Annotated in this window: 19 protein-coding genes and 2 pseudogenes; 7 read left to right on the forward strand and 14 right to left on the reverse strand. The window is 63.5% G+C overall.

Annotated elements, in window-relative coordinates; genetic code table 11:
- The 8 genes and pseudogenes from ABH924_RS19770 to ABH924_RS19805 all read right to left on the reverse strand — a co-directional run bounded on the left by ABH924_RS19770 (position 1) and on the right by ABH924_RS19805 (position 8,030).
- Positions 1–697 (reverse strand): annotated as a pseudogene (locus tag ABH924_RS19770) (lysophospholipid acyltransferase family protein).
- Positions 698–725: 28 nt separating this feature from the next.
- Complete coding sequence (gene cmk / locus ABH924_RS19775) at positions 726–1,439, reverse strand: (d)CMP kinase (protein WP_404501576.1); 714 nt, start codon at positions 1,437–1,439, stop codon at positions 726–728.
- The gene (locus tag ABH924_RS19780; RefSeq protein WP_404501578.1) at positions 1,439–2,545 is read right to left on the reverse strand and encodes a prephenate dehydrogenase; all 1,107 of its coding nucleotides are present in this window, start codon (positions 2,543–2,545) and stop codon (positions 1,439–1,441) included. The genes cmk and ABH924_RS19780 overlap by 1 nt, the downstream gene beginning before the upstream one ends.
- 3 nt (positions 2,546–2,548) lie before the next feature.
- A complete protein-coding gene (locus tag ABH924_RS19785) occupies positions 2,549–3,814 on the reverse strand; it encodes a pseudouridine synthase (protein WP_234753765.1) in 1,266 nt (421 codons plus the stop codon).
- 147 nt (positions 3,815–3,961) lie between these two features.
- Entirely contained in the window at positions 3,962–4,627 is a 666-nt protein-coding gene (locus ABH924_RS19790; RefSeq protein WP_404501580.1) for an SMC-Scp complex subunit ScpB, read from the reverse strand.
- The gene (locus tag ABH924_RS19795; RefSeq protein WP_404501608.1) at positions 4,624–5,514 is read right to left on the reverse strand and encodes a segregation and condensation protein A; all 891 of its coding nucleotides are present in this window, start codon (positions 5,512–5,514) and stop codon (positions 4,624–4,626) included. Before ABH924_RS19795 ends, ABH924_RS19790 begins: the two co-directional genes overlap by 4 nt.
- A 44-nt stretch (positions 5,515–5,558) precedes the next feature.
- Entirely contained in the window at positions 5,559–6,458 is a 900-nt protein-coding gene (locus ABH924_RS19800; RefSeq protein ID WP_234753762.1) for a ParA family protein, read from the reverse strand.
- Between the two features lie 246 nt (positions 6,459–6,704).
- Positions 6,705–8,030: a cation:dicarboxylate symporter family transporter gene (locus tag ABH924_RS19805; protein ID WP_404501583.1), complete on the reverse strand. Its 1,326-nt coding sequence runs from the start codon at positions 8,028–8,030 to the stop codon at positions 6,705–6,707.
- A gap of 152 nt (positions 8,031–8,182) precedes the next feature.
- On the opposite strand from ABH924_RS19805, the gene ABH924_RS19810 reads away from it, so the two are divergent.
- On the forward strand, positions 8,183–9,850 hold the full coding sequence (locus ABH924_RS19810; RefSeq protein ID WP_404501585.1) for an ATP-binding protein: 1,668 nt from the start codon (positions 8,183–8,185) through the stop codon (positions 9,848–9,850).
- Positions 9,847–10,560: a response regulator gene (locus ABH924_RS19815; protein ID WP_404501586.1), complete on the forward strand. Its 714-nt coding sequence runs from the start codon at positions 9,847–9,849 to the stop codon at positions 10,558–10,560. The genes ABH924_RS19810 and ABH924_RS19815 overlap by 4 nt, the downstream gene beginning before the upstream one ends.
- A 308-nt stretch (positions 10,561–10,868) precedes the next feature.
- Here the strand turns inward: ABH924_RS19815 and ABH924_RS19820 are convergent, their stop codons facing one another.
- The 3 genes from ABH924_RS19820 to ABH924_RS19830 are packed head-to-tail and all read right to left on the reverse strand — an operon-like array spanning position 10,869 to position 13,410.
- A complete protein-coding gene (locus tag ABH924_RS19820; protein WP_404501588.1) occupies positions 10,869–11,747 on the reverse strand; it encodes an SDR family NAD(P)-dependent oxidoreductase in 879 nt (292 codons plus the stop codon).
- Between the two features lie 56 nt (positions 11,748–11,803).
- Entirely contained in the window at positions 11,804–12,472 is a 669-nt protein-coding gene (locus tag ABH924_RS19825) for a hypothetical protein (protein ID WP_404501590.1), read from the reverse strand.
- Positions 12,469–13,410, reverse strand: coding sequence for an AvrD family protein (locus tag ABH924_RS19830; protein ID WP_404501592.1), 942 nt, complete (start codon positions 13,408–13,410; stop codon positions 12,469–12,471). Before ABH924_RS19830 ends, ABH924_RS19825 begins: the two co-directional genes overlap by 4 nt.
- An 82-nt stretch (positions 13,411–13,492) precedes the next feature.
- Between ABH924_RS19830 and ABH924_RS19835 the strand changes: the two genes are divergently transcribed.
- On the forward strand, positions 13,493–14,089 hold the full coding sequence (locus ABH924_RS19835; protein ID WP_404501594.1) for a TetR-like C-terminal domain-containing protein: 597 nt from the start codon (positions 13,493–13,495) through the stop codon (positions 14,087–14,089).
- 21 nt (positions 14,090–14,110) lie between these two features.
- Here ABH924_RS19835 and ABH924_RS19840 read toward each other — a convergent pair whose 3' ends face one another.
- The 3 genes from ABH924_RS19840 to ABH924_RS19850 form a co-directional block, all read right to left on the reverse strand.
- Positions 14,111–14,803 (reverse strand): ATP-binding cassette domain-containing protein, encoded by a 693-nt coding sequence (locus ABH924_RS19840; RefSeq protein WP_404501596.1) that lies wholly within the window; start codon positions 14,801–14,803, stop codon positions 14,111–14,113.
- Positions 14,803–17,034: a hypothetical protein gene (locus ABH924_RS19845; RefSeq protein WP_404501598.1), complete on the reverse strand. Its 2,232-nt coding sequence runs from the start codon at positions 17,032–17,034 to the stop codon at positions 14,803–14,805. Before ABH924_RS19845 ends, ABH924_RS19840 begins: the two co-directional genes overlap by 1 nt.
- Before the next feature lie 130 nt (positions 17,035–17,164).
- Positions 17,165–17,473, reverse strand: coding sequence for a lactococcin 972 family bacteriocin (locus ABH924_RS19850; protein ID WP_404501600.1), 309 nt, complete (start codon positions 17,471–17,473; stop codon positions 17,165–17,167).
- Between the two features lie 407 nt (positions 17,474–17,880).
- Between ABH924_RS19850 and ABH924_RS19855 the strand changes: the two are divergent.
- The 4 genes and pseudogenes from ABH924_RS19855 (at position 17,881) to ABH924_RS19870 (ending at position 22,183) form a co-directional block, all read left to right on the forward strand.
- Positions 17,881–18,587 (forward strand): annotated as a pseudogene (locus tag ABH924_RS19855) (GntR family transcriptional regulator).
- Positions 18,532–20,052, forward strand: coding sequence for an MmgE/PrpD family protein (locus ABH924_RS19860; RefSeq protein ID WP_404501602.1), 1,521 nt, complete (start codon positions 18,532–18,534; stop codon positions 20,050–20,052). The pseudogene ABH924_RS19855 and the gene ABH924_RS19860 overlap by 56 nt, the downstream one beginning before the upstream one ends.
- Positions 20,053–20,961 carry a methylisocitrate lyase gene (gene prpB, locus ABH924_RS19865; RefSeq protein ID WP_404501604.1) on the forward strand — a complete coding sequence of 303 codons (909 nt, stop codon included), beginning with the start codon at positions 20,053–20,055 and terminating at the stop codon, positions 20,959–20,961.
- 70 nt (positions 20,962–21,031) lie between these two features.
- Positions 21,032–22,183, forward strand: coding sequence for a bifunctional 2-methylcitrate synthase/citrate synthase (locus ABH924_RS19870; protein WP_404501606.1), 1,152 nt, complete (start codon positions 21,032–21,034; stop codon positions 22,181–22,183).
- Positions 22,184–22,311 lie beyond the last annotated feature (128 nt).

Below are 22,311 nucleotides of genomic sequence, written 5' to 3' on the forward strand. Positions count from 1 at the left end.
TTAGTGGTGATCTGCCGGCGTCCCGGCTACTTCTTCTTGGCGGTGCTGCATTGGCTGTGGGCCGGTTCATTTAGTCCCCCGGAAGGGACTGACCGGTGGTCTTGACGGCATCCTGGACGTGTCCAGCCAGCGCAGCGCGGATCTCCGCAGCCGCCCTGTCCATTGAAACACGCCCCGACTCGCCATTTCTGCGGGTCACATTCAAGGGGGCTCCGAAACTGACGTGCAGGCGGCGGCGCAGCCCCGGAATGGAATCGCGATGTTCGTCTGCGATCCGCGTTCCGAGGATGGCCACGGGAATCACTGTGGCCCCGGACATCAGCGCGAGCCATGCGACGCCGTTGCTGATGTTGCCGGCGGTGCCGCTCCCCCGCGTTCCTTCAGGGAGAATCCCCACGCAACGACCGGCGTCGAGCACTTGCTTTCCGAGTTGGAGCGCCGCACGGTCGCCGGAGCGGTCGATGGAAATCTGCCCCGAGGCACGAAGCACCTTTCCCAGGAAACCCCTGAACATCTCCTTCTTGACCAGGATGTGCATGGGCCGTGGAGCCGCGCCGAACATCACCGGCCCATCCAGGAAGCTGATGTGGTTGCCCGCGAAAATGACCGGGCCGGACTTGGGAATATTGGAGCGTCCCGTTATTGCGGTCCGGTACAGGACGTGGTCCAACAGCCAGCCAACAGGCCGGCTCCACATCATGGTCCAGCGTGCCGGGAGCCGGGCTTCAGTCACCGTAGATGACCTTGCCCACAATGCTCAGTGCCGTTTCGACCGTCTCTTCGAAGTCCAGGTCCGAGGAATCCAAGGTCACGACGCCGTCGGCCGCCTGGGTGAAGTTCACCACAGTGGAGTCCTTGGCATCGCGGTGGATCACTTGGGCGGCGAGTTGCTCCTGGCTCTGCGTTCCGCCCAACTGGAGGCCGCGGCGCCGCAGCCGGGCTTCCTCGCTGGCGGTCAGCAGCATGCGGACCTCCGCATAGGGCGCGACGACGGTGGTGATGTCCCGTCCTTCCACCACCATGCGGCGGTGGTGCTGTTCGATCAGCTGGCGCTGGCGACGAATCAATTCGTTGCGGGCACCCAAGGTGGTTGCCACCGAGCTGACAGCCGAGGAGATCCTCGGCTCGCGGATTTCCTCCGTGATGTCCACTCCGGCAACACTGACGTATTCGGCGTTGGCGCTGGTGCTAAGTTCCAGCGGCAGATCCTTTGAGGCCTGCTCGACGGCGGCACCGTCGGCGAGGTCGATCCCGGTCTTGAGGCAGTACCAGGTCAAAGCACGGTACATCGCACCGGTGTCCAGGTAGGCGAGCTTCAAGCGCCGGGCAACTTCCTTGCTGACGCTTGACTTGCCGGAGCCGGACGGGCCGTCGATGGCGACAACCAGCGGCTTTCCCGGACGTACAACGGTCTCCGGGCCGAAAAGTTCACGTTTCATTACTGGAGTACCCGCCATCCACGGTCGGTCAAGGCTTCAACAAGGAGGTCATGCTTGTTGGGCATAACGGAAAGTTCCACCATGCCAACGTTCTGCCCGGACGAGTGGTCCAAGCGGAGGTCTTCAACGTTGACGCCGATCTCACCGATCTCCGTCAACAGCCTGGCGATCTGCCCGGGCCGGTCGTCTACCAGAACTGTAAGCCATGAATATGCCTGCGGGGGTCCGCCATGCTTTCCAGGGATCCTGGCCTGCCCGGCGTTGCCCTCACTGATGAGCTGGGCAAGATCCAGGCGGGCCCCGGGTGCCGTGGGATCCTCCAGGGTACCGATCAAGCGGTTGAGGTCTTCACGGACACCATGGAGGATATCCACCACCTTGGCCGCGTTGTTGCCAAGGATCTGCACCCAAAGAGTGGGATCGCTGGCAGCAATCCTCGTGGTGTCCCGCAGCCCGTTGCCGGCCAGGGACAGCGCGTGAAGCGGTGTTCCCTGCAAGCGACTGGCGAGAAGCGAAGACATCACCTGGGGCAAGTGCGATACCAAAGCAACCGCTTCATCGTGTTCCTCCGCGGTGAACTGGGAGACTATTGCCCCCAGGTCGCCAGCAAGGGAACGTGCAGTCTGAAGCGCGTCGGCGCTGGTCTCGTCGGACGGGCAGAGAACCCAAGGCATGGACGTGAAGAGCTCGCCGCGGGCAGCGACGGGCCCCGACTTCTCGCGCCCCGCCATCGGGTGCGTCCCGACGTAACGGGACATGTCCACTCCACGGCCCCGGAGCTCGGCCTGGATTGCCAGCTTGACGCTGGCAATGTCCACCACAACGGCCTCCGGGTATTCACCCAGGGCGCGCTCGACGACGTCGGCCGTCACATCCGGTGGCGCAGCGACAACAACCAGTTGGGGCGGGTTCTCAAGCTCGGACAGAGGCCTGCCCGCACCGATATCCACGGCCACGGCCTGGTTGGTTGGCGACGGGTCCGAAAGGAACACGGAGACACCCCGGCCACGCAGGCCGAGACCGATGCTGGCTCCGAGCAGGCCGGTGCCGAAAACGACCACCGGGCCGTCAAGGTGGCCCCGGCCGTGCGAGTGGAATGCCGACATGCCTTACAGTCCTACGGAGGCCAGAAGGTGTCCGACTTCCTGCTTGCCGAGGTTGCGGATGCTGCCCTGGCGCTGGTCGCCCAGGCCGATGGGACCGATCTTGACGCGCACGAGACGAAGCACGGGGAAACCCACGGCTTCGAACAAGCGGCGAACAATGCGGTTCTTGCCGGAGTGCAGCACAACCTCGATCAGCACGTGGCCGGGAGTGGAATCCACGAGCTTGAAGGAGTCGACGGATGCGATGCCGTCTTCGAGCTCGATGCCGGCCTTCAGCTGCGCACCGACGCCCTGCGGGAACGGACCACGGACCTGTACCAGGTACGTCTTGGGCACCTCATAGGAAGGGTGCGTCAAGCGGTTGGCGAGTTCGCCGTCGTTGGTCAGCAGCAGCAGGCCCTCGGTGGCGACGTCAAGACGGCCGACGTGGAAGAGACGCTCGCCCTTGTTCTTGGCGGACTTGAGGAAATCGCTGATGCAGGGACGGCCCTCGGGGTCTTCCATGGTGGAAACGACGCCCTTGGGCTTGTTGAACACCATGTAGAGCATGGTGTCATCGAGCTGGATGCGAATGCCGTCGACGTGGATCACGGCGGTCGCGGGGTCGACGCGCATGCCAAGCTCGGTGGTGAGCTGGCCGTTGACCTCGACGCGGCCTTCCTCGATCATTTCCTCGCACACGCGGCGGGAAGCCACGCCGGCCTGGGCCATGACCTTCTGCAGGCGCACGCCATCGGCGTCGTGCTGCTCGGACTGGGCCACCTCGCCGCGGCGGCCGCGGGGCTTGCGGATCGGGCCAAGGTTCTGGCCGAAGCGCTCACTGCCGAAGGCGCGGGAAGCGTACTGTTTCTTGTTGCTGGCTTTGGGCTTCAACGCACCTGGCGTGCCCGGAGCCTTGCCGAATCCGGGCTTGTTCGAGCCTGGCTTGCGGGGGGCCTTGGCCGGCCTGGAATCTTGGCGGCCGGCCTCTTCACGGCGCTCGTAGCCTCCGGCCGAGGTGGGGTTGTCCGGATCAAAGGGGCGTTCTTCACGCGGACGAGTGGGCTTGAAGGGGCGCTCTCCGCCCGGGGAGAAGCTGCGCTTGCTCCCTCCGGAGGCGCCACCGGCACGGCTTGCGCCACCCCGGCCGGCACCAAAGCTGCTGCCTCCTGCGCGGCCGGCACTGCTGCGGCCTGCACTGCTGCGGCCTGAGTCTTGCGACTCGTTGCGTCCGGAATTGTTTCGTCCCGAACTATTACGTGGTGAACCCTGGCGTCCCGCCTGTGTCATGACCCGTCCTTTTGTTATGGTGGCCGGCTTGTTCTTTCTCAACGTAAGCCAGCCGGACAGAGGATATCTGTCCCGTGTGTCTGCCCGCTACTAGCCGGGCGTTTGTAGATCCTTGCAATATCAAAAATTATTGAGTTGTTCCCGCGACTACATGCGTTCGGCGTCGAAGAACTCCTCGATGCCCTCCAGCCCCGGAAGGTGGGGGGACAATTGAGGCAGTTCCGTCACCGAGCCAATGCCCATGCGCTCCAGGAAGTACGAGGTGGTCCGGTAAAGGATCGCCCCCGATTCAGGATCGGTACCCGAGTCCTCGATCAGCCCGCGTTGGACCAGGGTCCGAACGACTGAATCGACATTGACGCCGCGGATGGACGACACCCTGGCCCTGGAAACCGGCTGCCGATACGCGATGACCGCCATGGTTTCAAGGGCTGCCTGCGTCAGCCGCGCGGTCTGGCCCTCGAGAACGAACCTGCCCACGACGTCGGCAAAATCCGCGCGTGAATAGATCCGCCACCCTCCGGCAACGTTCCGCAACTCAAAACCCCGGGGTGCAGCGCTGGCACTTGCATCAGTGTGCAAGTCATCAGCGTCCCTGCCCGGGGCTTTAACAGTATAGCCGCTATACTCCTGCCGCAGTCCCTCCAGCAAATCCTCGACGACGGCGACCGTCACGTTGAGCCCGGCAGCGAGCTCTTCCGCCGTGGCCGGTTCGTCGATCACCATCAGGACGGCTTCCAGGGCCGCGCGGGCGCCTCCGGGTAGGGCTTCAAGCTCGGCGAGGCCGTCCCCGCCTGTTTCCTGCTCGCTCACAGCGGCTCCTCTCCTTCGTCGATCTGCTCGTACTCGTCGCTCAAGTTGTCGCTGCTCCATCCTTCGGGGCGCCCTGTCCACCGGACAGTGAGTTCGGCGAGCGGACCCGGCTGCTCAAACGCCACCACACGGTCACGGAACAGCTCGAGGAGTGCCAGGAACCGGGCCACGACAACGAGCGTGGACTCGGCGTCGGCAATCAATGCCCTGAAGGATTGCGGCTGGCCGCGCTGCAGGCGGTACCCGATGATCTCGGCTTGTTCCTTGACGCTGACGGGTGTTCCGTGAAGGTGGTCGAGCCCGACTTGCTCGGGCGTGTTGTCCTTCGGCGCCAGGGTCTTGGCCGCAAGCGCCGCGAATTGCTCAGGAGTGTGGCGCCAAATCAGTTCGGGCAGCATTGCGGCGAAATGCCCTTCCAGCGCAACTTGCCGGGGGAAGCGCCGGGCTTCGGACTCCAAGGTGCCGGACATGATCGCGGCCACCTGTTTGAAAGCCTTGTACTGCAGGAGCCGGGCGAAGAGAAGATCCCGGGCTTCCAGCAAGGCGATGTCCTCGGCATCTTCGACTTCGCCGGCTGGCAGGAGCCTTGCGGCCTTGAGGTCCAGAAGGGTGGCGGCGATAACCAGGAATTCGCTGGCTTCGTCCAGTGCCCAGTCCTCGCCCAGTTTCTGCAAGCGCCGGATGTACTTGATGAACTCATCCGTCACGGTGGCCAGCGCAACTTCCGTGATGTCCAGCTTGTGCTTGGAGATCAGGCCGAGCAGGAGATCGAACGGGCCGGTGAAGTTCGCCAACCGGACCTCGAAGCCGGCCTTTCGTCCGGAAGGCGACGCTCCGGCGTCGTCCGCTGTGCTTGCAGAAGAGTACGACGGCGGCGCGTCGCCCATCAGGGCGGGCGCGCCTTCAGCGGTGAGTGGCTCTGCCACGCGGGCTAGGGTGCGCCGCCGCGCGAAATCAGTTCCTTGGCCAGGCGGCGGTAGGCGTCGGCACCGATGTGGTTTCCGGCGTAGCTGGTGATGGGTTCCGCGGCAACCGTAGCGTCGGCGAACTTGATGGAACGTTTGATGACGGTCTCGAAGACCTTGTCCCCGAACGCCTCCACGAGCCTCGAAATGACTTCACGGCTGTGCAGGGTGCGGGCGTCGTACATCGTGGCGAGCACGCCGTCCACCTGCAGGCGCGGGTTCAACCGGTCCTGGACCTTTTCGATCGTTTCGACGAGCAGTGCCACCGCGCGGAGGGCGAAGAATTCGCAGATCAGCGGGATGATGACACCGTGCGCAGCCGTCAAGGCATTGACAGTCAGGAGGCCCAGGGACGGCTGGCAGTCGATGAGCACCACGTCGTAGTCGTCCTCGACGCTCTTGAGCGCGCGGTCAAGCACTTGCTCGCGGGCGACCTCGTTGACCAGCTGGACCTCGGCGGCGGAGAGGTCGATGTTCGCCGGCAGGAGGTCGATACCTTCGACGCCGGTCTTTTGGATGGCGTCGCGGATATCCACTTTGCGGTCCATCAGGACGTTGTAGACAGTGAGGTCGAGCTCGTGCGGGTTCGTGCCCAGGCCCGCGGAAAGAGCCCCTTGGGGATCGAAGTCAACAAGCAGGACGCGCCGGCCGAATTCTGCGAGCGCAGCGGCGAGGTTGATGGTTGACGTGGTCTTGCCCACGCCACCCTTCTGGTTGACCATGGCGATGACGCGGGCCGGGCCATGGGAGGCCAGCGGCGCGGGCTCGGGGAAGTCGCGGTGCGGGCGGCCCGTTGGCCCCATGACGGCGTCTTCCAGATCGAAATCCGTGCCCTCCAGCGTAGTCGTTCCCCGTTCGCTGCTCACGTATCTGTCCACTCTCTCCACGACGGTCATTTCCTGCGGCTGTCTCCAGCACCAGCACTGCTCCCCACCTAGGCTACAGCGCCAGACACGGCATTCTGCGGAACTTGACATTGCCCGCAGTTTGAGCCTTTACCTTCTAGCTGAGGTAGAAGGTTGGGCCGCGGTGCCAATAAAACGCAAGCAAGGCAGGCCCCCATGACGGGTTCCTGCCTTGCCTGCGTGGATGCTTCCAAACAGTGTGCCGGACTAAGCGGCCACGGCCTCTTTCACCTCTGGTTCAGCGTGGTGGCTGATCATGGTCAGCTCGTCGAACGGCTTCGCACCGGACAGGACGTTGGTGACCTGGTTGCGGTCGATTTCCTTGACCCACGTACCGATCAACACGGTGGCGACGGCGTTGCCCGTGAAGTTGGTCAGGGCGCGGGCTTCCGACATGAAGCGGTCGATGCCGACGATCATGCCGACGCCGCCCAGCAGTTCGGGCCGGTGTGCCTGCAGGCCTGCGGCGAGGGTGGCCAGGCCGGCACCGGAAACCCCGGCCGCTCCCTTGGACGCAATGATCATGAAGACCAGCAACGATACCTGCGCACCGAGGTCCAGCGGAATACCCATGGCGTTGGCGACGAACAGCGAGGCCATGGTCAGGTAGATGGCAGTTCCATCCAGGTTGAAGGAGTAGCCGGTAGGCACCGTGACACCGACAACCGGCTTGGAAACGCCGAGGTGCTCCATCTTGGCGATGAGCCTCGGCAGCGCCGCTTCGGAGGACGAAGTGGAGAAGATGAGCAGGTACTCGCGGGCCAGGTACTTCATCAGCTGGAAGATGCTGACGCCGGCAACAACCCGCAGCAAGGTGCCCAGCACGACGACGATGAACAGCGCGCAGGTGATGTAGAACGCAACCATCAGGGTGAGCATTCCGAAGATGGCCTTCACACCAGTGGCACCGACCACTGCGGCGATCGCGCCGAAGGCACCGACGGGAGCCAGCCACATGATCATGATGAGGATGCGGAAGACGAGTGCCTGCCCGTGCTGGATGGCCTTGAGCACCGGCTGGCCCTGGGAGCCCATGCGCTGCAGCGCGAAGCCCACCAGGATGGCGGCCAGGAGCGTCGGCAGGACGGGAATGTCTCCGGGGATGATGCCCAGCAGGAAATCGGCGGTGCTGTTCGTGGCAGCCTTCGCATTGGGGTCGTACGGGATCAGCTTCAGGCCCTCGCCCGGGTGGATGATGTTGCCGACTACCAAACCGATGGCGAGCGCGAAGGTGGACATCACCAGGAAGTAGATCAGTGCGAGCCCGCCGACCTTGCCGACAGTGGCAGCCTTGGCGATCGATCCGATGCCCAGGACGATGGTGCAGAAGATGACCGGGGCGATCATCATCTTGATGAGCTTGATGAAGCCGTCACCCAAAGGCTTGAGGGATTTACCCACCTCGGGGAAAAGCAGGCCGACGACGGCGCCCAGCACAACTGCGGCGATCACGGCGATGTAGAGGTAATGCGACTTGTCCAGCCCCTTGCGCCCGGTCTTGGCGGGTGCAATCTCTCCTCTTTGAGAGGTCATGGCTTTGCTCCTTATAGATACTCTGGAAAGCGCCGTGGTCCCTTCAAAATGTCCCTGCGCCGCTCTGCTGTGATACCCATCATTAGGCGCGGCGTGACATGTATCACTGTTGCGTTCATATTGGTCACAGGATTGCCCGCAGAAAGGAGTACGTGATCCGACGCTGGAGCATTGCCCGGAGACTCTTTGTGGCGAATCTACTGTTCGTCCTCGCGCTCACCGCCATCGTGGGCACGGCGGCTTTCCTGGATGCCCGGGACCGGGCCTACAACGACGCCGGCCAGCGCATGCAGGCGGTGGCCGCCGCGATCGCAGCCAATCCCCTCGTGCTTCAAGCAGCCGGTACGCCGAATCCATCCGCCATCCTGCAGCCCTATGCCCAGGTGGTGACGGCCAATGCCCATGCCGATTTCATCACCATCATGGCGCCGGACCGGACTCGCTGGACCCATCCGAACCCCGACGAGATCGGCAAACCCTACATCGGCACCATCGATCCTGCCCTCCACGGCCAGACCTTCACCGAAGTCACCGCCGGTACGCTCGGCCCGTCCGTCCGAACCATCGTTCCCGTGGAGGATTCCTCCGGAAAAGTCCAGGCCCTGGTGGCCGCGGGTGTCACAGTGCGGACAGTGGACGTCGCAGTGTCTGCCCGACTCACGGCGATCATCGGCATCTCCCTGGCCATGCTCGCTGGAGGCTCCCTCGCCTCCTGGCTGCTGGGCCGATACCTGCGTTCGGTCACCCGGGGCTGGGGACCGGAGCAATTGGCGCAATTGTTCGCGTACTACGAGTCGGTCCTGCATTCGGTCCGCGAAGGCGTGGTGCTGATCGACACCGGCGGCAGGGTGGTCATGTACAACGACCAGGCCGCGGAGCTGCTGGGACTGGAACCGTCCGACGTCGATCCCGCCGCGGAGGCCGCCCCGCGCCTTTCGGATCTGCCCCTGGATCCCAGCCTCCACCGCCTCTTCGAATCCGGCCGGACGGCACACGACGAAATCCACCTCACAGGGTCCCGGATCCTTGTGGTGAACCAAGCGCCCGCCGTCGGGCCACCTGGAATGAGGGGCCGGCAGCGACCTGCCGTGTTCGGGACCGTAGCCACGCTCCGCGACAGGACGGAAATCGAGTCCCTGGGCAGTGAACTCGAAACCATGAAGACCCTGTCCGACGCATTGCGGGCCCAGACCCATGAGCACGCCAACCGGCTGCACACCATCGTGTCCCTCATGGAGCTCGGGCGGACCGCCGACGCCTTGGACTTTGCCACCAAGGACCTTGAGCTGAGTCAACAACTGACCGACCACCTCGCGGCATCGGTGGACGAGCCTGTCCTGAGTGCGCTCATCATGGGGAAGTCCGCCGAGGCGCACGAACGCGGAGCAGAGCTGACTGTCATGGTGACCGGCGGGGACGGCCTCCAGGGCCTGGCCGTCCAGGACCTCGTGACCATTTTGGGAAACCTGCTGGACAACGCACTCGACGCCGCCACTGCCGCTCCCCCGCCGCGCAAAGTGGAACTGGGCATCGAATCCGGACCTGAAGGAACCACGTTCACGGTGGTCGATTCCGGCCGCGGCATCGATCCCGGCATCGTGGACGACGTCTGGCAATACGGATTCAGCACCAAGGCCGCCGGCATCGGACAGGCCGGCCAACCCGGGGCTCCTTCCCGCGGCGTGGGCCTGGCCCTGGTGCGGCAGGCGGTGCAGCGGCTTGGCGGTACGCTGTCCATCAGCGAATCCACGAGCGCCTTGGGCGGTGCGTTCTTCCGCGTGGCGCTCCCCGCGCCGGACTCCAGGAAAGAAGCCGAATGACCGAAATCCGCGTTCTCGTTGTCGAGGACGAACCCATCGCCGCCGATGCCCATGGCGTCTACGTCGGACGAATCGACGGCTTCACTGTTGCGGGAACGGCCCCGGACGGGCAATCTGCCCTGCGGCTACTCAACGAATTCGCCGTTGCCGGGCAGCCAGTGGACCTCGTCCTGCTGGACATGAACTTGCCGGATCTTCACGGACTGGACGTCGCCCGCCGAATGCGCGCTTCGGGGCTCCTTGCGGACATCATCGCCATCACCGCCGTCAGGGAAGTGAACATTGTCCGCAGCGCGGTGTCGATCGGCGTGGTGCAGTACCTCATCAAGCCGTTCACGTTCGCAACGTTCGCGGACAAACTCGCCAGCTACCGCACCTTCCGCGAACAACTCGCCGCACCGGCGTCGGGCGCTCGGGCAAGCGGAGCCTCGCAAAGCGATGTGGACCAGGCGTTTGCCAGTCTCCGCGCACCCACCGAAGTCCCACTGCCCAAGGGCCTTTCCGCCCATAGCCTGGAGTCCGTCAAAGACCTCCTGGCCAGCCTTGGCCGGGCCGTGTCCGCGAGCGAGGCAACTGTCGCCCTGGGGATGTCCCGGGTTACCGTTCGCCGCTATCTCGAGTACCTGGCCGACGCCGGGATGGTCACGAGGAATGCGCGATACGGCACCCCCGGACGGCCGGAAAACGAGTACCGCTGGAATCGGACTTAGCACCCCGCCGTCCTTTGCGTTGCGAGGCCCGCTCTGCGTCCCAAGTCCCCTAGAGAGCGCGCAGAGTGTAGGTTCTCGTTCAAACTGTCTAACGCCCGACGCGCTGACCTGTGGAGACACCGGGCGCAGGTGTGATGATTTTCGCTGCCGTGGCAAAAGTCGACTCAACTAGACAGGTCTCGGGACGTTACTTGCGACTCACTGTGAGCAGGCCAGTTCGAGTGTCCCCGCGATCTTCGATGAAGACATCAGGACTCTGACCGTGGCCCTCAAGGAATCACCGGGCATGTAGGAAGAACTCCCGCGTCCTATTCGCACACGATGCCGTCTTCATCCGAGCGTTCAGCGCCCTGGTTCCCGCCCGTTCCTGATTGGTCTATGTTCCGGGTTGCGGCCATTTCACGCAGGCTGAGATGTGGTGTCGGGCGGGCTCCCAGCGTGCTTCCTCCGCTGACGTCAAGGGTGGCGCCCGTGGTCCGGGAGGCGTGAGCGGAGAGTAGGAACGCAACGGCTTCGGCAACGGTCTCGGGGTCACTGATTCCGCCGAGCACGGCGAAGGTGGACAAGTACTCACGGACCTGGTCGATACGGAACGCATTATGCCCGTTGTCGGTGAACCCGGGAATTACGGTGTTGATCCGGATCGCGCGTGTTGCGAGCCATTCTGCTGCGTTCATTGTGAGGGACTCGATCGCGGCCTTGCTCATGGCGTAGACGATGTCGCCAGGACTTGAGAAGTGTGCGCCGGCAGAGGATATGTTCACGATACTGCCGCCTGGGTGCATACGGGTGGCGAGCCGCTGTGTTAGGAAGAACGGGGCCTTCACGTTGAGTGCAAAGTATTCGTCGAACTGAGCCGGCGTCGCGTCGGAGAACGACGGGCCCAGGAGCTTCGCGGCATTGTTGATGAGTACATGCAGAGCCTGCGTCGGCTGCGAACGGAGGAGATCGTCGACCGAATCCACAAGTTGACCCACTCCTTCCTCGGTTCGTAAGTCAGCTTGCACGATCGAGCATGCGCCGCCGAGTTCCTGGACTTCACGTTGAAGTTTCGATGCCCGGTCGGAATTGCTCTCGTAGTGAGCGATGACTACTGCGCCACCAACGATAAGCCGCTTGACGATTGCCGTGCCGATGCCTCCGGTGGCGCCGGTGACCACGACGACATGCTGCGGATGCTCAGCCATGTCGGGCCCAACAGGGGCGGATGCTGCACTTCGGACTGCTTTCGGCGCGGATCGCATCACCCATCGCGGAGATCCACCGAGGTTTCGCTTCTGACCAGCATGAGAATTGTGTTGAGTGTGGCCTCAAGCCTCGCGGGCGCCTCGGTCCAGGCGTTGCGGGACGCCAAGAGGTCCTTCGTTCCCATGCCCGCAGCGACGATGAGCCAAACGGTCTCGTCGAGATTGACCCTGTCATGAAGCAGCCCCTTGTTCTTGGCTTCATCGAGTTGTCTGAACACGAAGTCACGCCAGACGGCGAACGGATCGAGTCGTCGTTCGGGAAAGTGTTGCCGGGACTCACCCGCCAGGCGGACTCCAGCCCTGACGACAACATCGTTGGCCAGATCATCGCCGATGGAACGAAAGACGAAAAGCAGGCGTTCGATAGGATTGCTGGTTCGTCGGGCTGCTTCCCGTTGATTTCGTCGCATGCATTCACGTTCGTAATCCAGGACAGCTGCTCCCAGCGCGTGCATCGTGGGGAACCATTTCTCGATATTCTCGATCGGCACCTGAACGATCGACGCGATCCGCTCAAGTGTGACGGTGATGTAGGGTTCCGCGGCGAGCATCTCGGCGGCGGCTTGGAGAGCGGCGCCGCTCGATGATGCGTCGTGCCCGAAGGCGCCGGCACCGCCCGGATAGCCATCGGAGTGCTCACCCAACACGTTATTCGATCTGCTCACAGCTGAGGGCCTTCCTCGTAGGCCAACGCTGCCCGTGCCGTTACCCCGGATGATGCCTTTGAGTCGACTAGCACATCGTGGAGTTGCCGGCCGGTTCGGGCAACGGGGCGGTCGCGAACGAGACGCGTGGATGTATGAAGAGATGCGGGCACCCGTGTCGGACGAGAAGGGAGTCTGAGCTGCATGGTGCGCATCCACAGATTGCCGGCGGCTGATCTGCTCGTCTGCGCTGACTCGTAGATTGCAACCTGAGTGAGCTGTCCCATGGTGACCAGGTAATCGACGGCCGTCAGTGCGGGCCAGAAGGCTGACTCCAACCCTCCCGGTGTCCGCGCGTCTGAGGCCGGGCTGGAAAACTCATGCTCTGCGCTAAGAGTTTGGTGGGGTGCTTCGTAGGCGGTGAGCAGTGTTCGCGACGCTGTGTTCCTATAGAGCCCGCCATATACCGTGCTGCCACCGGGCGGCGACCCGTCTGTTTCGCTTCGCGTGTCGCCGGTTGCATTCCGCGTGGACAGGGTCAGTCGGGCGCGGATGTTTCCGACCATCGCGGTAACCAGAAGTGTGTGCCCGTGAACGTCGATTTCGACTGCAAGCGGCACCCGGTCCAGTTCAAGCCAGGGCACGCTGCCGGATCTCAAGTCAACATTCTGAACCCAGCAGTTTCCCAGCACCCCTGGGAAGTCGACCGGGTCCGATTGTTCAAGGAACAGCAAGGGAAGAACGATCGCGTCGACGGAACTCAGGTGTGCCACGCGGGCACTACCGTCTGGGTTGGTCGACCAGTCCCGCGGATACAGAACCGAACCTACGGCTTCGAGTGGGTGCCCTGGTCTACTGCGGCCGGAGGCTCCCACCAGGTGTGACACCCGGCGGTAACCCGCAGCGAAGTAGCGGCCGTTCGCCGGCCCAAGAGCCTCCTCGATGAAAACCCCAATCATGCTGCTACGTTACAGAGCTATCTGTATTTTTAGAAGCAATTTCCCGGCTGTCTGCGCCGAGGGCGCTTGATAGGGTTACGCAGTGACGAATAATCAAACAGGGCGCCCTTTCGTCCCGGGCATTACGGAAGCTCTGATCCAGGCCGCTGAGCGCATCATGGTAACCGATGGTTTCTCCGGACTCTCCATTGACGGGCTCGTCACGGAGGTGGGCACGACAAGGCCTACGTTCTACCGCCGGTACCCCAGCATCGCCCATCTCGCTTTCGAGGTCATTGCGGCCCGTTTCGGAACCGGCATGCCGGTCGACACCGGTTCACTATACGGAGATCTCCTGAAGCTCCAGCGCGAGGATATCGCCATGTTCGCTTCTCCGCTTGTCCGAAACAATCTGCCAGGACTTCTCGAGTCGGTTCGCACGGACCCGAGGGTGCGCGACAGGTACCGTGACGATTTCGTGGGCCCGCGTCGCGCGAACGTGGCCAGAGTGATAGCTGCAGCCGTCGAACGCGGGGAGTTGGCCGACCGGAACGTCGATGTCGATATGGTGTGTGACCTTCTTGTTGGCCCTATCCTGGCTCGCACCTTGCTGCCCGTGGCGGTGTCCGCCGATGACCGGCTCGCCCGGCAAACCGCACAATTCGTAGTGGGCTACCTCCAATCGACGGTCGTGGAGTGACGGAATCCTACTAGCAGCAGATCACGACCGATCGCACTGTTGGCTTGACACGGCTGGGCTTCTCTTTGCGGCGCCGAGGGTGATGTGTCGATCGCTTCGTCCGGATACTGAGTCGTCATGTGTCACGACGATGACGGCTTTGCCGGCCTCGGCCAAGGTTCTGGTGAGGGCCAGGACATGGTCTCGGTTGACGTTGTCGAGGGAGCCTGTTGGTTCGTCGGCGAGGATCATCTGGCAGGGTTTGAGGATGAGGCGGGCGATGGCGAGACGTTGTTGTTCTCCGCCTGAGAGTTCGTAGACTTTGCGATTCGGGTCAAGGTCGAGGCCTACCCGTTCCATCGCGATTGCGCGGGATCCGCTTTTTTCCTTGCGTGTTCCCGGGGTGTAGATTTGTGCGATCTTGAGGTTTTCGGTCACGGTCGCGTTGTCGATGAGGGCGTAGTTCTGAAAGAGATATCCAAGGCGCAGCCTCCGGAGTAAGCGTGCGCTGCGGCTACCCGGGTGAGGGGCACGGCGGCCGAATAACTTGATCTCGCCCCTGTCAGGCTGATCAAGCAGGCCAAGCATGTTAAGGACGGTTGTCTTCCCGCTTCCGCTTGGACCTGTAATGGCGACGATTTCGCCTGAGTGCACCTTCAGACTCAGGTCCGAGATGATTTCATGGCCGCGGAAGCCTTTGTGGACGTTCAGGAGTTCGCATACGACGTCGGACATTAGAGTTCCCCTTTCAGGATGTTGGGAGTGCGCCGCCGTTCTGTGAGCCACAGGACGCCGACAGCGACCAGGCCCTGAACGGCGCTGACGGCAACAGCCGCGGTGAGCGTGGAGAGCGGCCCGGTGTCGGCATAGGAGAACGGCCGGAAACCGGCCAATACCAGCCCGGAACCGAGCCCGGCCTGGACAGCCCACACAATTGCTCCAAGCTTGATGAACTCGCGGTAGCGCCTCCATGTTGACAGGCCGAACAGGCCACGGACAATGATCTTGCGCGCGAACCGCTCGAACGCGATCGTCAAAGTCTGCGCGGTGACAATGACCAGCAATACCACCAGAGCGGCCAGCACGATCGTGGTGTTGCGGAGGCTCTCCTGGAGGTGGCCGATCCTGGCGAGCTGATATTCGTTGATGGTCACCAGATGACGCAGGTTGTCGTCCAGGCTCAGTCGTTTGAGGAGTGGCTGGAGGGCGGTGATCGTGGCCTGGGAGCTCCCTTCTACCAGCGGGACCTTCAGTCCGGCACTGGCGTCACCCGTGACGGCGTTGAGCCGGTCCACGCCCAGGCTGTTGGCCCGGGTGATGACTTCAACGATGGGGTCCTCCACCGAGCCGCCGGAGGATGCGGCGACGTCGGGGTTGAATGTGAAAATTCGCTGGCCGTTGTCCGTCCAGATGATCCGCACGCGGAGATCCTGCGCTGTCGCGCTTATATTGCGGTGGAAGATCGTCTTCTCGGCGGAGAGTGCGCTATCGCGTTGGGCCCGGAAATATGCAGTGATCTCTTGTTCCTGGGAGCGGAATTGCTCGGGCACGAGCAACATCCACGACGATTCACTCTCATCCACCGTGATCGGCTGGCCGTTTGTGTCACGGATCGGGTATGTGCGGAGGTAGGCAGGATTTACCTGCATCGATCGGTATTGGCCGGCCTGTTGACTTTGCTGGAGCGCTGTCTTTGAGAATGCGCCGGCGTAGACATACAGGGCCCCGCGGGCGCTGAGTGCGTCGTAGAGGTCTGTGGCTTGAACGATGGATGAACCGGGCTGGCCGGTCTGCAGGTCCACTGCATCGTTGCCGTTGCTCACCGGAGCGAAAACACCGTTCCCGGTTGTCGAGGTCCAATGTTGCAGCGATTCGCGTTCATTGTCAATCACGTCCACGTTGGACCAGGCGCCCGCAGCGACCACTACGAGGGCCGCCGAAGTCACAACGGACAATGCGATTCCTGCACCAAACAATGCTCTGGTGTCACGTCGGTTCTTCAACGCGTCCGAGGCTCGCATCCTTGCCACGTAGGGTATGGTCAGCAAGCTGGTGGCAGCGAGCAAGCCCACGGCAATTATCTGGTCGAGGACCACAACTGCTGCGAATCCGCTGTCCGCGCCAGGCAGAAGGGCCGAGATGGAAACGAGAGCGACGCCGGAAGCCGTGCTGACGATGATCACTGGCCGCCCTGTGATCGTCCACCACACCCTAGTCGCACCATAGCCAAGCAAGCGCATCGCGCCAGCTCTCTTTGCCTCGTATAACTGTCGATAGACAGCAAGCACCGCGGTGAGGAGAAGCCCGGCGAAAACCGCGAGTTGCAAGTAGACCGGCGGGACATTTGTCGGGACAACCAACTGCGGATTCGGTGCGCTCAAATCCGAGGCCACGAAGGTCCGTCCGGCAATGTGAGTGGTGAGCGCGGCAGCTGCAGCGTCCATAAAGGCCGCGCACCCGGCGGGCCCGCACTCGGCATAGTAGGTTCCCGGCGCAGGCATCGTGTCGAACGCTGTCCGTAATGGACGGAATGAGAAACGCTCTCCCGCCCCCAGGACACGCAGAACACCAACCGTGTTCGGGCTGGTGTCCGATGACGCGACCGAAGCGTCGCCTTCCTGCGACTCTTGGACGGTAAGGAATCTCCCCGATGAGAGGGCGGTCCCGTCGAAGACCCGAGTATCCGGCTGGGTCAAAAGCACGTACTGAGTCACGAACGCGTGGTCGTTTTCATCCACCCCGACCACCGTCCTGAAAACGTTGCTGCGGGTGGCTTCGGCTGCGCTTCTCAACGCGGACAGCACTGCATCAGGATCCGCTGCATCGCTCGGGACTGAAAACGCCTTTCCGGCATCAGCTGCCGCGCGCGCTACAGCCGTGCGTTCTTCATTGATTCCGTTGACGACGCTCACACCAAACGTTGCAGCGCACACTACGATCACCAGTCCCAGCAGGACATGTTTCATCGGCCCACCACACCTTCAACTCTTCGACATTTCCGTTCGCCGCCTACAAACAAAGGGGTCGGCGGGCCCAAAGGGGACCCGCCGACCGACAACCGCTGTGACGGCATCTGCACATCTGGGACGGCTCTACTCAGTAGGTATTCCAATATTGGGCGGCATTCTCGCCGGAGCCGCACTGGGTATCAGCGTTGGCCCAGTTATTGGCATTGGCATAGACCTTGACATTGTTCGGGCCGCCAATAGCTGTAGCGGAGTGGTACGCGGTTGGGTGAACGTAGTGAGACCAGACGTTCTTGAACCACGGTGGTTGGAACGCGGTCCCATAGTTCCAGGTGCCGCCTCCGACGTTGGTGATCGTTCCTGCGAGTGCGGGAGCAGCTGCGCCGATCGTCAACACACCGACCAGGGCTCCCCCTGCCAGCAGACGCTTAACATTCATGATTATCCCCAATCTTGTACCGGCCAGAGTTGGCCCTTACAGAGTAATGATTCGCTTCAGCCGTACCGATTGACGGCCCATTTCGATACAGGCTAGTGTGTAACTGAATATAAGGCGGAGTCAATAGTTGAGCTCATCGGCATCCAGTTCCAGATCGTCGAACCGTCTCGCAGGACAAGGGCGGCAGCAGGGCGATCGGCCCCACCCCATCGCCGCCAAACAACAACCGTTCAAGGACTAACTCCACCCTCGCACTAGCCGCGGTGCGCGGCCGTCTCGCAACGAGGATGCATGCGCGGATGCTATGTATACATGAGTCGGAAACTATTCCCCTTTCATTGGCCAGAACTAGGCCTGTTCGCGGTTTATGTATACACTGAGGGCATCTGCTCAGTGAAGGAGGGTCCATGCGTGCCAGCGACAAAGCCTATGCGGCCCTGCGAGAAGACATCATTGAGTGGCGCCTGGCACCCGGAACGGTCCTCGCGGAAGTGGAACAATCCGAACGCCTGGGCGTGTCCCGCACACCTGTCCGGGAGGCGCTGAGCCGGCTCAGCGCGGAAGGGTTGACGACAGCGGCAGGCGGCCGCGGCGTCGTCGTCACCGACATCTCGCTGGAGGACATCGACGAACTGTTCGAGTTGCGCGAAACCCTGGAAGGCAAGGCCGCCGCCCTCGCCGCGGAGCGCGGTGAACGCCCCGTGTTCGCCCAACTCCACGCAGAGCTCCTCCGGGCCCCGGAGATGCTCAACAACAGCGACCCGGCCCGGCACGACTATTACGCCCTGGTGGGAAGGCTCGACGAAGCGATCGACGAAGCCATCTCCAATTCCTACCTCGCCCAGGCCATGCGCAGCCTGCGCGTCCACCTGGTGCGGGTCCGCCGCCTCGCGGCCGACGACGCCGAACGCCTCCACGCCGCCGCGGCCGAGCACGCCGCGATCGCCGAAGCCATCGCGGCAGGCAACCCCCGGCTCGCCGAAGCCGCCACCACCCTTCATCTGCACCGCAGTCTTTCCCACGTCAAAGCCACCCACACACCTCACTAAAGGAGCACCATGGTGAAGAACAACCACGTCCGCGTCTACAAGAGCGAAGAGAACCTTGCCCGTGAGGAGCAGCTGGCGCACAAGATCGCCACGGTCGCCGCCGACCCCGTCGACGTGACTCCCATGGTCACCGAAATGATCATCAACCGGATCATCGACAATGCCTCCGTTGCCATTGCCTCCCTGAACCGTGCCCCGATCATCGCCGCCCGGGCGCAGGCCCTGACCCACGCGCCCACCACCAACGGAAAGGGCTCCTCCGTTTTCGGAATCAGCGACAAGGTCTCCCCCGAGTGGGCCGCCTGGGCCAACGGCGTCGCCGTCCGCGAACTCGACTACCACGACACCTTCCTGGCCGCCGACTACTCCCACCCGGGCGACAACATCCCGCCGATCCTCGCCGTGGCCCAGCACGTCGGCTCCAGCGGCAAGGACCTGATCCGAGGCATCGCCACCGGCTACGAAATCCAGGTGAACCTGGTCAAGGCCATCTGCCTGCACAAACACAAGATCGACCACGTAGCCCACCTCGGCCCCTCCGCCGCCGCCGGCATCGGCACCCTCCTCGGCCTGGACGTCGAAACGATCTTCCAGTCCGTCGGCCAGGCCCTGCACACCACCACGGCCACGCGGCAGTCCCGCAAGGGCGAAATCTCCACCTGGAAGGCCCACGCCCCCGCGTTCGCCGGCAAGATGGCCGTCGAGGCCGCGGACCGGGCCATGCGCGGCCAGACCTCCCCCGTGCCGATCTACGAAGGCGAAGACGGCGTCATCGCCTGGATGCTCGACGGCCCGGACGCCTCCTACGAGGTCCCGCTGCCCGAAGCCGGGGAGCCCAAGCGCGCCATCCTTGACACCTACACCAAGGAACACTCCGCCGAATACCAGGCCCAGGCCTGGATCGACCTCGCCCGCAAACTCCACAAGGAGCATCCCGAGGCCACGGACCCGGCCAACGTGGAATCCGTCCTGATCAAGACCAGCCACCACACCCACTACGTGATCGGCTCCGGAGCCAACGACCCCCAGAAATACTCGCCCACCGCAAGCCGGGAAACCCTGGACCACTCCATCCCGTACATCTTCACCGTCGCGCTGCAGGACGGCTCCTGGCACCACGTCGACTCCTACAGCACCGAACGCGCCGGCCGCCCCGACACCGTGGAACTCTGGCACAAGGTCACCACCGTGGAAGACCCCGAATGGACCCGCCGCTACCACTCCCTGGACATCGCGGAGAAGGCCTTCGGCGGCACCGTAGTCATCACACTCACGGATGGAACGGTCATTACCGATGAGATCGCCGTGGCCGACGCCCACCCGCTCGGTGCCCGGCCCTTCGCCCGCCAGCAATACATCGACAAGTTCCGCACCCTCGCCGCCGGACTCGTCGAGGAAGCCGAGATCGAACGCTTCCTCGCCGCCGCCGAAGCCCTCCCGGACCTGGGCCCGGGCGAGCTGGACCAGCTGAACATCACCGCCGCCCCCGGGGTCATCGACCTCGCCGCCGCGCCGAAGGGGCTGTTCTAGATGCTCTATTCCAAGACAACGCCGGAGCAGAAGCGCCTCGCCCTGCGCGAGATGCTCGCTTCGGGGACCATCGCCCAGTTTCCCGGCGCGTTCAACCCGCTCTCGGCACGCCTGATCGAGGAGAAGGGCTTCCCCGGCGTCTACATCTCCGGTGCCGTCCTCGCCAACGACCTCGGCCTGCCGGACATCGGGCTCACGACGCTCACCGAGGTCGCCACCCGGGCAGGCCAGATCGCCCGCATGACCGAGCTCCCGTGCCTCGTGGACGCGGACACGGGATTCGGCGAGCCGATGAACGTGGCCCGCACCATCCAGGAACTGGAAAACGCCGGACTGGCCGGTTGCCACATCGAGGACCAGTTCAACCCCAAGCGCTGCGGGCACCTGGACGGCAAGAACGTGGTCGACGTCGACACCGCCGCCAAGCGCATCCGTGCCGCAGCCGACGCCCGGCGCGATGCGAACTTCCTCATCATGGCCCGGACCGACATCCGCGCCGTCGAGGGCATCGAAGCCGCGCAGGAACGTGCGCGGGCACTCGTCGAGGCCGGCGCCGACGCGATCTTCCCGGAAGCCATGAAGGATCTCAGCGAGTTCCAAGCCATCCGTGATGCAGTGGATGTGCCGATCCTGGCCAACATGACCGAGTTCGGCAAGAGCGATCTATTCACCGTGGAACAGCTCCAAGGGGTCGGCGTGAACATGGTGATCTACCCGGTCACCCTGCTCCGCATTGCCATGGGGGCTGCAGAGCGTACGCTGGAAACGATCAAGGCCACAGGAACGCAGGAGGCGCAGGTGGAGAACATGCTCACCCGTGCGCGCCTCTATGACCTCGTGGACTACGAGGCTTACAACCACTTCGATACGAGCGTTTTCAACTTCCAGATTCCTGGGCTCAGCCGGTAACTGGATCAACCAAGGGATGCAGGCGCTCCGGCTGTTCCGGAGTGCTTGCCGATGAACGAAGGAGTTCAGCATGGCTGCTGAAGAGATCAAGAAGGGCCTGGCCGGCGTCGTGGTTGACTACACCGCGATCTCCAAGGTCAATCCGGACACCAACTCGCTGCTGTACCGCGGCTACCCCGTGCAGGAACTCGCCGCCAAGTGCAGCTTCGAAGAAGTCGCCTTCCTGCTGTGGAGCGGCGAGCTGCCCACGCCGGAGGAACTTGCAGAGTTCACAGCCCGCGAGCGCGCGGGCCGCGCCCTTGACCCCGTAGTGAAGCAGGTCATCGATACGCTGCCGACTACAGCACACCCCATGGATGTCTGCCGGACGGCCGCTTCGGTGCTCGGAGCACGGCACCCGCTGGCCGAGGTTTCCACGCCCGAGGCCAACATGACCAAGGCCATTGACCTGTTCGCCGCCATGCCGGCAGTGGTCGCCTACGACCAGCGCCGCCGGCGCGCGGACGGACAGGCCATCGAACCCGTGGCACCGCGGGACGACCTGGGCTACTCCGCGAATTTCCTGTGGATGACCTTCGGCGAGGATCCGGTGGACGAGGTCGTGAAAGCGTTCAACGTCTCGATGATCCTTTACGCCGAGCACTCCTTCAACGCGTCCACCTTCACGGCCCGTGTTGTCACCTCGACCCTCTCGGACCTGCACTCCGCGGTCACCGCGGCGATCGGCGCCCTCAAGGGTCCGCTGCACGGCGGCGCCAACGAGGCCGTCATGCACACCTTCGAGGAAATCGGCATCCGCACCGAGGAATCACTTGAGGAAGCCGCTGGCCGGGCGAAGACCTGGATGGAACATGCCCTGGCGCAGAAGAAGAAGGTCATGGGATTCGGGCACCGCGTCTACAAGCACGGTGACTCCAGGGTGCCCACCATGAAGGCCGCACTCGACAAGATGATCGCCCACTACGGCCGGCCCGAGATCCTGGGCCTGTACAACGGTCTTGAACAGGCCATGGACGAGGCCAAGGCGATCAAGCCCAACCTGGACTACCCCGCGGGGCCCACGTACCACCTCATGGGCTTCGACACCCCGACCTTCACCCCGCTGTTCGTGGCCAGCCGCATCACCGGCTGGACCGCACACATCATGGAACAGACCGCCGCCAATTCCCTGATCCGTCCGCTCAGCGAATACAACGGCGTGGACGAACGGCACCTGCCGTAGTTTCACCATGTACGACGGCGGGGGGGGGGGGGGGGGGGGGGGGCCCCCCCGGGCGCGGCCCCCCCCGCGCGGCAACACCCGCAAGGAGGGGAGGGGGGGGGGGGGGCCCAGGAGCGGGGGGGGTGGAG

Source organism: Arthrobacter sp. GAS37, from assembly GCF_044908325.1.
Taxonomy (GTDB): domain Bacteria; phylum Actinomycetota; class Actinomycetes; order Actinomycetales; family Micrococcaceae; genus Arthrobacter; species Arthrobacter ramosus.